This is a genomic window from Leucobacter sp. Ag1 (genome assembly GCF_000980875.1).
Taxonomy (GTDB): Bacteria; Actinomycetota; Actinomycetes; order Actinomycetales; family Microbacteriaceae; genus Leucobacter; species Leucobacter iarius.
The window spans coordinates 1-9,911 of the sequence record NZ_LAYO01000044.1 but is presented as its reverse complement, the minus strand read 5'-3'; the positions used below and the strand labels follow the sequence as shown (position 1 = coordinate 9,911).

The window sequence follows — 9,911 nt, the reverse complement described above, 5'->3', positions numbered from 1 at the left end:
CCGACGCCCTGTCGGCGGCCCCGTTCGCCGTCAAGCAGAACGCGCCCGTGCGCCTCCCCCCGCCCACCCGCCTCGTGAAGGAGACCAAGGCCGAGATCAAACGACTGAAGGCCGACACCGGGTACATCGCGGGCGGCACCGGCGCGATCTCCGCATCGGTTGAGGCCGAGATCCGCGGCATGGGTGTCAAGATCGTCCGTATGGCCGGGAGCGACCGGTACGAGACATCGCTGAAGATCGCCCAGACGGGCTGGAAGAACGGCACCGAGAAAGCGTTCGTCGCGACCGGCCGGGACTACCCCGACGCCCTGTCCGCAGGATCCGCCGCAGGCGCAACCGGGGTCCCCGTGATCCTTGTCGACGGCAAGACCGGCCTCACCGGCACCAGCCGGGCCGCGCTGGGCAAGTACGGCACGAAGCACCTCTACATCGCCGGCGGAAACGGGGCCGTTGCCCCCAGCATCGAGACCGCGATGCGTGGTAGTGGGAAGACCGTGGAGCGGTTCGCGGGCGGCACCCGGTACGAGACGTCGGCCGAGATCGCGAAGCAGTGGCACACCAAGGGCGGCCTCGTCTACCTCGCCACGGGTGTGGACTTCCCCGACGCGCTGGCCGGGTCCGCGGTCGCGGGCGCGCAGTCGGCACCGATCATGCTCACGATGAAGAACTGTGTGCCGAAGCCGGTGAAGGACACCATCACGGGCACGATCAAGCCCCAGGCCGGGGTCGTGCTCGGCGGCAAGGGCGTCATCACCGACCGGGTGCTGAACAACCAGCCCACCTGCTAACCCGACACCGCCCAGACCGGGAGTCCGGCCCGGCCCCCTGCCCCGCCGGACTCCCACCCTCCGCCTGCGGCCCGAGACGCACCGTTCCCAATATCCCGGTGCGTCTTCGGGCCGCAGGCACTTCCATGTCCAGGATCCGCAGCCCTACCCGGCAGGATCCGCGCCCGCACCCACCCAGCACCAGCACCCGTAGCCTCGCCTCGGCCCAATCCCGCGTCAGACCAGAAGGAGTTCGCACCATGCCCGCACCCGCACCCGCACCCGCACCGAGCGCCGCGTCACGCGTCTCCCAGAAGGACTTCGTGCACGCGGCCCTGCGCCACGACATCGTCACCGGCACCCTGCAGCCGGGCGCCGCCCTCACCGACACCCGCGTCGCCGAGGACTACGGCTTCACCATCGCGAGCGTGCGCGCCGCCGTGCAGACCCTGCGGCACGAGGGCCTCGTGCTCGTGCGCCCCCGGCAGGGCAGCTACGTGCGCACCGTCGACCACGAACGCACCCGTGAAGCGCTGCACGCGATCCAGTCCGCCGTCGAATCCGCCGTGCACCTCTCCCAGACCACCCTCCGGCCCCGCAGCATCCGCCTCATGCAGCACCGCGCCGACGCCCTCGGCCTCGCCGAGCGCGGGCACGACGCCGCGGCCGAACTGCTCGACCTCTACGAGCCCCTGCTCAGCGAATCCCGCAACCCCTACCTGCAGCAGTTCTTCACGATCACCGCCGCGCACCTGCGCCAGGCCGCCTCGATCACCGGCGTCAGCGGTCTCGGCCACGGCGCCGCACGCGAGTTCACGGACGCGCTCCAGCACGGCACCGTGCGCGGAGCCGTGACCGCGCTCCGCGACCATTTCGCGCACGTCGCCGACCGCTTCGAGCGCGCCCACGCCGCCCGCTGCGGATGACCGCGGTCGGGGCTCATCGAAGAGGGTGACAGGCGGGGTGAACCCTTCCCCCGAACGCCCCGCGAGTGACTAGCGTGCTATCACGCCCAACCCGACCGCGTCGAGTCCCCTTCAGTTCTCACCCCACCGGCGCGGTCGGGCTCGGGCCCAGCGGAAGGAGCAGACATGGCCGGGCCCCGACTCCTCACCCGCGGACGAGCGGCCATCGTCGCGGTCCCGATCCTCGGATTCCTCGCCACACCGTTCCTCCCCTTCGTCCGCGAGCCGACTCTCGTCGCCGGGATCCCCGCGGGCCTCGCCTGGACCGGCGGCATGGTGCTGCTCTCGGCCGCCGCCCTGCACCTCGTCGAAGCGCGCTATCTCCGCACCGGCGGACGCGCGGCCGACAGCGACGAAGCCGCCGCGTCGTCGGCTCCGACCCCGGAAGAGCAGCCGTGACCGTCGCGATCATCGTCGGGATCGGGATCCTCGCGCTCGGCGCGCTCGGCATCGCCGCCGGGCGGCAGCGATCCCTCACCGGGTGGGCGGTGAACGGCCGCCGCAACTCGGCCTGGACCTCCTGGATCCTCCTCGCCGGCGAGGGGCTCACCACCTTCACGTTCCTCGGCCTCGCCGGGCTCGCGTTCGGCGGCGGCGTGGGCGCGACCTTCGCGATCGCCTACCTCACCATCTCGTACCTGGTCTTCTACTTCGTCGCGCCGCGCATCCGCGAGCTCGGCACCCCGCTCGGCACGCTCACCATCGCGGACTTCCTCGCGGCCCGCTACGGATCGCCCAGGCTCGGTCGCTTCGTCGCCGTGATCGGCGCGCTCGCCCTGATCCCGTACCTGCAGCTCCAGATCGTCGGGCTCGGCATGATCGTCGAACTCGTCACCGGCAGTGCGGGCGCCCGCGGGCTCAGCATGGTGCTCGCCAGCGCGCTCGTCGTGCTGTTCGTCATCTGGGCCGGGATCCGGGGCATCGCCCGCGTCGCCGTCGTGAAAGACGTGCTCATGATCATCGCGATGCTGGCGATCGTCGGCGGCCTCGCGATCTCGTTCGGCGGGATCCCCGAGATCTTCACCCGGGTGGCCGAGGAGTCGCCGGGGCTGCTGACCATGCGCGGCGGCGCGATCGACCCCGTGTACTTCCTCAGCGCCACGATCGTCACCTCGATCGGATCCGGATTCTGCACCCTGCCGCACTTCTGGCCCATGGTGCTCAGCGCCCGCAACGGGGCCGCGCTGCGGAAGACGGCGATCTGGCAGCCGGTCTACTTCCTGCTGCTCTTCATCCCGATCACCGTCGGCTTCGCGGGCACCCTGCTGCTCGACCCCGCGACGCCCGGCAACGCGGTGCTGCTCGAGACCACCGCCCGACTGCTGCCCGACTGGCTGCTCGGCGTGATCGCGGTGGGCGGCGCCGCCGCCGCGATGGTGCCCGCCGGCGGGATCCTCATCGGCATCTCGACGCTCGTCAGCCAGAACGTGTTCCGGCGAGTGGCTCCCGAGCGTCGGCTCGCGGTCAACGCGGTCGCGATCGTGGCGGTGACGCTGCTCGCCCTGCTGCTCGGGCTCGCCCGCTCCGACATCGGCGCGCTGCTGCTGCTCACCTACGGGTGCACCACCCAGTTCGCCCCGGCGATCGCCTGCGCGCTCGCCGAGCGTGTGCGGGTGGGCGCCCGGCCCGCGGGCCTCGGGATCCTGGCCGGATCCCTGACCGTCGCGGTCATCACCTTCGGCGGGATCCCGATCGGCAGCCTCGATGCCGGTCTCATCGCGCTCGCGCCGAACCTGCTCGTGCTCGGCGTCGCCGAGGCGATCCGCAGGCGTCGACCGCGGGGTACACCGATCTCCGTCGCGTCACGGGCGGGGTGATCGGGTGGCGGATCCCGGCCCGGCCGGTTATCCTCAGTATCTGAACCCGTAACATGTTAGAAGGAGGGTGCGATGCCGGCTCCAACCATCCGCAGGCCCGTCGCGAAGCGCCGACTCCTCAAAGACGAGGCGCACGACGCGATCCAAGACGCGATCCTCGACGGCACCTTCGCGCCGGGCGAGCGGCTCGACGACCAGGCGCTCACGCAGTGGCTCGGCATCTCGCGCTCGCCGATCCGCGAAGCGCTGAACCTGCTCGCGGCAGAGGGCTTCGTCGAGATCCACGCGCAGAGCCACACCTCCGTCGTTGATCCCGATCCCGCCCAGATCGAGCAGGCCACCCAAGCGCTCGGCGTGCTCCTCGCGGGCGCGTTCCAACTCGCCGTCCCCGCGCTCACCGAGGCCACGCGCGCCGAGGCCGCCGAACTCATCGAAGCCGGGCTCGACGCCGTCGACCACCGCGATATCCGGGCGTACTTCGAGGCGATGGGGGTGCGCTTCTTCGAGTTCCTCGTCGCCGAGTGCCCGAACTCCTTCATGGCCAGCATCGCCGGGACCTCCGGGCCCGGGCTCGTGTTCCGCATCCGCGGAGCCGCCGACCTGCGTACCCCCAACTGGGATCTGCTCGCCTCGGGGTGGGGAAGAATTCGGGAATCGCTCGACTCGGGCGATCTCGCCTCGGCCGACCGCGCTTTCGCCGAGGTCTACCGCCTGCCGGTCGCAGGTGCAGAGTGGGCTCCGGCCGAGTGGGCCGCGCGCGCCGAATGATCCCGTCGTCCTGACCGGTGGAATGGCGGAATGCACTGCATTTCTCGACCGTGCGCACGGCCGGTGCATTCGGGACGCTGAGCATTTCGCGTGGAACTCGTGTGCGTGTGCGCGTCCGCCCGGGCGCTCGTCGGTGAGCCGGTCCGTGCGCTGAATCTCCAATGCTCGCGGGGAATCTTCGGTGTTTCGCACCGCGTCGCCGAGGCGGCCCGGTGTCGGCCCGCACGCCTGCGCCGTGCCGATGATCACGAGTCGGAAACATTCGGGGAATTCTAGGAATTCTGGCGCGGAAGAATCCCGATCCATTGGTAATCTTCGGGAAAGTAATTCGGTCGCGGCGAGCCCGCCGACAGCACGGCGGAGGGCGCGGAGTGGCAACAACCTGGCAGCGGCGCGGTCTCGCACTGGCGCTCGCGACCGCGCTGATCGCAGGCACCGCCGCCTGCGCGCGCGAACCCGACAGCGCGTGGAAGCCGCCCGTCGTCCAGGGACCCGGCGGCGTCTCGCTGCTCGCAGCGGTGAAGAGCACGGGCCAGAAGTCGGCCGACGGTCAGAAGGCCGCCGGCGCGGGCACATCCGGCAAGAACGCCAAGACCATCGGCGCCGCGATCGCGGACCCCGCGAAGATCGGGATCGTGAGCGGACGGATCCGCAATGACGCCCTACCGATCCAGGCGCGCTACGTGTTCCTGCCCGGAGTGCCGAAGTTCAACGACCGCGTGAGCGAACTGCTGTGGACGGCGATCCGCGCGACGGGCAAGCCCTACGCGCCGCAAGCGTTCCCCGTCGGGGCGGGCCTCGGCGCGCGCGGCTGCGTCGACGGATCCACCGAGCGCACCCCCGCCGAACTGCTGCTCGACAAGGCCACCGGGCCCACAGGAGGATCCGGCACCGCGATCACCTGCAGCCTGCTCGGCGCGTTCGGCCCCTACGTCGGCGTGCGGTTCCGCACCGTCACCGGCACCGCCGAAGCGCCGAAGAAGGGCGTGAAGCCCGCCGACGCCACGGCGAAGATCACCGCTGACCGCACCACCACGCTCTACGCCAACGTGAAGACCGGCGAGGTGTCCGACGACGCCACGCGCTGGCGCGAAGTCGCGCCCGCCGAACTCTGGCGCGACACCGTCAGTGCGCTGCGCACCCGGCACGGCGGCCTCTCGAACGCGCCCGTCGCGGCACCGGGCAAAGCGCAGCTCGCGCTCGCCGCAGCCGCGCTCGAGGGCGCCGAGACCGCGGAGGACGGCGGCCTCGACGTCACCTTCGCCCCCGGCATCGCCGCTCCCGAGCTCGCCGGCCTCGGCACGGACGCGACGAAGGATCAGACCCCCGTGCACGTGCCCGCGAAGACCGCGGAGGGCTGGGCCGCGCCCTCGGAGCAGCAGCGCCTCGCCGCCGCCGAACAGCCCTTCGTCGGGATGCCCGCCGGCAGCTGGACCGCGCCCATCGACTGCAACCTGGTGCCCTGCGTCGCGGTCACCTACGACGACGGCCCCGCGAAGCACACCGGCGAACTGCTCGACACCCTGCGCAGCAAGCAGGCGCTCGCCACGTTCTTCATGCTCGGCAACGCGGCGAGCGGCGCTCCGGACACGGTGCGCCGGGCCGCCTCCGAGGGGCACGAGCTCGCCAGCCACACCATGAACCATCCCGATCTCACCACGCTGAGGCCCGAGGCCGCCGTCGCGCAGGTGAAGGACGCCGCCGCGATCATCGGGAAGTTGAGCGGCACGCCGGTGACCATGTACCGGCCGCCCTACGGAGCCGTGAACGAGAAGGTGCTGCGCGCCGTCGGCTGGCCCGCGATCCTGTGGAGCGTGGACACGAACGACTGGAAGGAGCCCGGTCCCGACGCGCTCGTGCAGCGCTCCGTGCCCGTGCTCGAACCGGGCGGGATCGTGCTGTTCCACGACACCCACACCGACTCGGTCAAGACCGCCGGCCGCGTGATCGACGGGCTGCGCGACCGCGGCTTCACCCTCGCGACCGTGAGCCAGCTGTTCGACGGCAAGGTGCCCGTCGGAAGGGTGTCGGCACGATGAACCCGCACGAGATGATGCTCGCTCGCCGACGACGCACGATGCTCGCGGCAGGGATCCTCAGCAGCCTGCTCACCGTCGGACTGCTGCTGCTCGTGCTGCTGCCCGGGATCGGCACCGCGGGCGCCGCCGAAGCCGCCGACGGCAAGCGGACCGTGGCGATCGGGGACCCGAAGACGGCCACGATCGTGCCCGGCGCGGGGTGGGAGGTGACCGGCGCCGACAGCGACGAACTGCTGCTCGTCTCGCCGGATCGCGGGCTCACGGTGCGCATCTCGCCCGCGCCGAGCGGCAAGCCCGCCGAGGTGCTCGCAGCCGAGCTCGGCGAGGGGTCGGGGTCGGGCAAGATCCGTACCGAGACGCTCGCCTCGAAGCTCGTGGTCGCGCACGTCGACTCCGCCAAGAACGTCAGTGCCGCGGTCGGCGACGATCGCCACGCGGTGCTGCTGGGCGTGGAGCTGTCGGAGCCCGACGCGAAGCAGGCGAAGCGGGACCTCGCGTCCTACCGTCCGGCGCTCGTGGCGCTGGTCGAATCGATCCGCCTGGGCTGACGCGTTCGCGCGTACACGCGCCCGCACATGCACGCGAGATGACCCGTTCGCGGGTTATGAGGGCTCATTGCCCGCGAACGGGTCATCTCGGCGAAGCCCGCGCCCGCGCCCGCGCTACGCCGAGGCGATCGCGCGCAGCGCCGCCGCGGAGTGCAGGGCGGCCTCGGCGGCCTCCTGCCCCTTCGACTCGGGGGAGCCGGGCAGGCCCGAGCGGTCGATCGCCTGCTGCTCGCTGTCGGTGGTGAGCACGCCGAAGCCGACGGGCTTGCCCGAGTCGAGCTGCACGCGCGTGAGCCCGTCGGTGACGGAGTTCGCGACGAACTCGAAGTGCGGGGTGCCGCCGCGGATGATCACGCCGAGCCCGACGACGGCGTCGAAGCCGCCACCGCCCTGCGACGCGGGACGCAGCGCCGCCTGCGCGATGAGCGGCAGCTCGAAGGCGCCGGCCACGCGGATCAGCTCGAACGAGGCGCCGGCCGCAGAGAGCGTCGCCTCGGCCCCGGCGACGAGCCCGGACATCACCTGTTCGTGCCAGCTGCCCGCCACGATCGCGACCCGGAGGCCCGTCGCGTCCACTGCCAGATCGGGGGCTCCTGCGCCGCTCATGCGGTTGCTCCGTTCGTGTCGGCCAGCACGTTCGATGCCGGCAGCTGGTGGCCCATGCGATCCCGCTTGGTCTCGAGGTAGGCCGCGTTGGTCTCATTCACCCCGACGACGAGCGGCACGCGCTCGGCGACGTCGACGCCCTGGTGCTCGAGCTGCGACACCTTGTCGGGGTTGTTGGTGAGCAGGCGGATCCCGCGCAGCCCCAGGTCGGCGATGATCTCGGCCGCCGCCGTGTAGTCGCGGGCGTCGGCGGGGAGCCCGAGCTGCAGGTTGGCGTCGAGCGTGTCGACCCCCTGCTCCTGCAACTGGTAGGCGCGCAGCTTGTTGGCGAGGCCGATCCCGCGCCCCTCCTGGCCGCGCAGGTAGATGACCATGCCGCCCGTCTCGTGCACGAGGTCCATGGCGGCGCGCAGCTGCGGGCCGCACTCGCACTTCAGCGAGCCGAAGGCCTCGCCCGTGATGCACTCGGAGTGGACGCGGACGAGCGCGCCCTCGGCGGGCAGCGCGGGGGCGGTGCCCGCGGCGATGAGCGCGACGTGGTCGACGCCGGTGCGGCGGTCGCGGTAGGCGCGCATGCGGAACTCGCCGTGCTCGGTCGGCACGAGCGGGTCGGCGCGCAGGCTGACGCTGCGGTGCTCGAGCTCGGCCGCGGGGGCGCCCTGCGGGTCGTGCTCGTTCAGGTAGTCGATGAGGCGCTCGATGGTGGTGACGGGCACGTTCTCGCGCTCGCCCAGCTCGATGAGCCCGGGCAGGCGCATCATCTCGCCGTCCTCCGCGACGATCTCGCCGATCATGGCGACCTCGCGCAGACCCGCGAGGCGCATGAGCTCGACCGAGGCCTCGGTGTGGCCGTCACGGGCGCGCACGCCGCCGTCGACGGCGCGCAGCGGCAGCACGTGGCCGGGGCGCTTCACGTCGGTCGGCTTGCCGTCGGGGTTCGCGAGCGCGCGCAGGGTCGTCGCCCGGTCGCTCGCGCTGATCCCCGTCGTGATGCCCTCGGCCGCGTCGACCGTGACCGTGTAAGCGGTGCCGCGGGCGTCCTCGTTGCGCTCCACCATCATGGGGAGGTCGAGCTGGTCGGCGATCGCGTTGGTCATGGGCGCGCAGAGCAGGCCCGACGAGTGCTGCACCGACCACGCGACCCACTCCGGGGTGGCGAGCTCGGCCGACAGGATCACGTCGCCCTCGTTCTCACGGTTCTCGTTGTCGGCCACGATCACGGGCCGACCCTCGCGGAGGGCGGCGACCGCGGTCTCGATGCTGGCGATGGTCATTGCTTCAGTTTCCTTCGGTGGTGGTCTGGGGAGCCGCGGGCGCGTTGACGCTGCCGGTCAGGTCGAGGCCGCGGGGGTCGTCGCCGGCCGCGAGGCCGAAGCGCAGCATGCGGGCGACGTGGCGGGCGAGGATGTCGGTCTCGACGTTCACCCGGTCGCCGGGCTGCAGCCCGCCGAGGGTGGTCGCGACGAGGGTCTCGGGGATCAGCGACACCTCGAACCACGGCTCCGCGTCTTCGACGGGGGCGATGTTCGAGACGGTGAGCGAGACGCCCGAGAGGGTCACGGATCCCTTATCGACGAGCAGCGGTGCGAGCCCGCGCGGCAGCGCGAAGCGCAGCACCCGCCAGTTGTCCTCGGGGGTGACCGAGAGCAGCTGCGCCGTGCCGTCGACGTGGCCCTGCACGATGTGCCCGCCGAGGCGGCTGTCGACCCGCGCCGCGCGCTCCAGGTTGACGCGGTCGCCGACCGCGAGCCCGCCCAGCGTCGACATGCGGATCGACTGCGCCATCACGTCGGCGGCGAAGGTCGCCTCGCCCTGCTCGATGACGGTGAGGCACACGCCCGAGACCGAGATCGAGTCGCCGTGCCCCGCGTCGGAGGTCACGCGCTCGCCGCGGATCGTGAGTCGGAGCGAGTCGCCGACGGGCGAGATCTCGGTGATCTCGCCGATCTCTTCGATCAGTCCGGTGAACATTCAGAGCACCTCCGTGCGGGGTTCGATGATTGCGCGAATGAGCAGGTCGGGGCCGAGGGGGATGCGCTCGACCGTGGCGAGACGCAGGATCCCGGTCATGTTGGAGACGCCGATGTCGGCGATGGCGTGCCGCGGGCCGCCGAGCAGCGCCGGCGCGACGTAGACGAGCAGCTCGTCGACGAGGCCGGCGGCGAGCAGCGCGCTGACGACGGTGGGGCCGCCCTCGACGAACACCGAACGGATGCCGCGCTCGGCGAGCGAGGCCAGATCGGCGGCCAGGTGCTCGCCCGAGATGCGGATCGGCGCCTCGAGCCCGCGCGCTGCGAGCGCGGGGTGCGCGTCGACGCGGGCGCCGACGGGCGTCGGCCGGTGGCCCAGGATCACGGGGATCGGCTGGGCGTCGTCGGGCACGAGCAGCTCGCCCGCGGCG

Annotated in this window: 11 protein-coding genes; 7 read left to right on the top strand and 4 right to left on the bottom strand. The window is 72.0% G+C overall.

All coding sequences use genetic code 11. The annotated features are described in order from the left end of the window. The 7 genes from XM48_RS00685 to XM48_RS00655 all read left to right on the top strand — a co-directional run. Positions 1 to 788: cell wall-binding repeat-containing protein (locus XM48_RS00685; protein ID WP_197074107.1), on the top strand; the 788-nt coding region annotated here is incomplete at its 5' end. 239 nt (positions 789 to 1,027) lie between these two features. Further along, a complete protein-coding gene (locus XM48_RS00680) occupies positions 1,028 to 1,693 on the top strand; it encodes a GntR family transcriptional regulator (RefSeq protein ID WP_046453847.1) in 666 nt (221 codons plus the stop codon). A 165-nt stretch (positions 1,694 to 1,858) separates the two neighbouring features. Then, positions 1,859 to 2,131: a hypothetical protein gene (locus XM48_RS00675; protein WP_046453846.1), complete on the top strand. Its 273-nt coding sequence runs from the start codon at positions 1,859 to 1,861 to the stop codon at positions 2,129 to 2,131. Beyond that, a complete protein-coding gene (locus XM48_RS00670) occupies positions 2,128 to 3,549 on the top strand; it encodes a sodium:solute symporter (RefSeq protein ID WP_046453845.1) in 1,422 nt (473 codons plus the stop codon). Before XM48_RS00675 ends, XM48_RS00670 begins: the two co-directional genes overlap by 4 nt. 72 nt (positions 3,550 to 3,621) lie before the next feature. Further along, positions 3,622 to 4,317, top strand: coding sequence for a GntR family transcriptional regulator (locus XM48_RS16740; RefSeq protein ID WP_052961204.1), 696 nt, complete (start codon positions 3,622 to 3,624; stop codon positions 4,315 to 4,317). A gap of 371 nt (positions 4,318 to 4,688) precedes the next feature. Next, positions 4,689 to 6,356 (top strand): polysaccharide deacetylase family protein, encoded by a 1,668-nt coding sequence (locus XM48_RS16735; RefSeq protein WP_052961203.1) that lies wholly within the window; start codon positions 4,689 to 4,691, stop codon positions 6,354 to 6,356. Further along, positions 6,353 to 6,904, top strand: coding sequence for a hypothetical protein (locus XM48_RS00655; protein WP_046453844.1), 552 nt, complete (start codon positions 6,353 to 6,355; stop codon positions 6,902 to 6,904). The genes XM48_RS16735 and XM48_RS00655 overlap by 4 nt, the downstream gene beginning before the upstream one ends. Positions 6,905 to 7,018: 114 nt before the next feature. On the opposite strand, the gene ribH is transcribed toward XM48_RS00655, so the two are convergent. The 4 genes from ribH to XM48_RS00635 form a co-directional block, all read right to left on the bottom strand. Next, positions 7,019 to 7,510: a 6,7-dimethyl-8-ribityllumazine synthase gene (gene ribH / locus XM48_RS00650; RefSeq protein ID WP_046453843.1), complete on the bottom strand. Its 492-nt coding sequence runs from the start codon at positions 7,508 to 7,510 to the stop codon at positions 7,019 to 7,021. Further along, positions 7,507 to 8,784, bottom strand: a complete 1,278-nt coding sequence (locus XM48_RS00645; RefSeq protein ID WP_046453842.1) for a bifunctional 3,4-dihydroxy-2-butanone-4-phosphate synthase/GTP cyclohydrolase II — start codon at positions 8,782 to 8,784, stop codon at positions 7,507 to 7,509. Before XM48_RS00645 ends, ribH begins: the two co-directional genes overlap by 4 nt. A 4-nt stretch (positions 8,785 to 8,788) precedes the next feature. Continuing rightward, on the bottom strand, positions 8,789 to 9,481 hold the full coding sequence (locus tag XM48_RS00640; RefSeq protein ID WP_084820829.1) for a riboflavin synthase: 693 nt from the start codon (positions 9,479 to 9,481) through the stop codon (positions 8,789 to 8,791). After that, positions 9,482 to 9,911, bottom strand: a 430-nt coding sequence (locus tag XM48_RS00635) for a dihydrofolate reductase family protein (protein ID WP_046453841.1), incomplete at its 5' end; no start/stop codon positions are given.

Bases quoted from the DNA above. Each gene is read 5' to 3' on its own strand.
- ribH (WP_046453843.1), bottom strand. From the start codon at position 7,510: ATGAGCGGCGCAGGAGCCCCCGATCTGGCAGTGGACGCGACGGGCCTC.
- XM48_RS00645 (WP_046453842.1), bottom strand. From the start codon at position 8,784: ATGACCATCGCCAGCATCGAGACCGCGGTCGCCGCCCTCCGCGAGGGT.
- XM48_RS16740 (WP_052961204.1), top strand. From the start codon at position 3,622: ATGCCGGCTCCAACCATCCGCAGGCCCGTCGCGAAGCGCCGACTCCTC.
- XM48_RS00640 (WP_084820829.1), bottom strand. From the start codon at position 9,481: ATGTTCACCGGACTGATCGAAGAGATCGGCGAGATCACCGAGATCTCG.
- XM48_RS00680 (WP_046453847.1), top strand. From the start codon at position 1,028: ATGCCCGCACCCGCACCCGCACCCGCACCGAGCGCCGCGTCACGCGTC.
- XM48_RS00655 (WP_046453844.1), top strand. From the start codon at position 6,353: ATGAACCCGCACGAGATGATGCTCGCTCGCCGACGACGCACGATGCTC.
- XM48_RS00675 (WP_046453846.1), top strand. From the start codon at position 1,859: ATGGCCGGGCCCCGACTCCTCACCCGCGGACGAGCGGCCATCGTCGCG.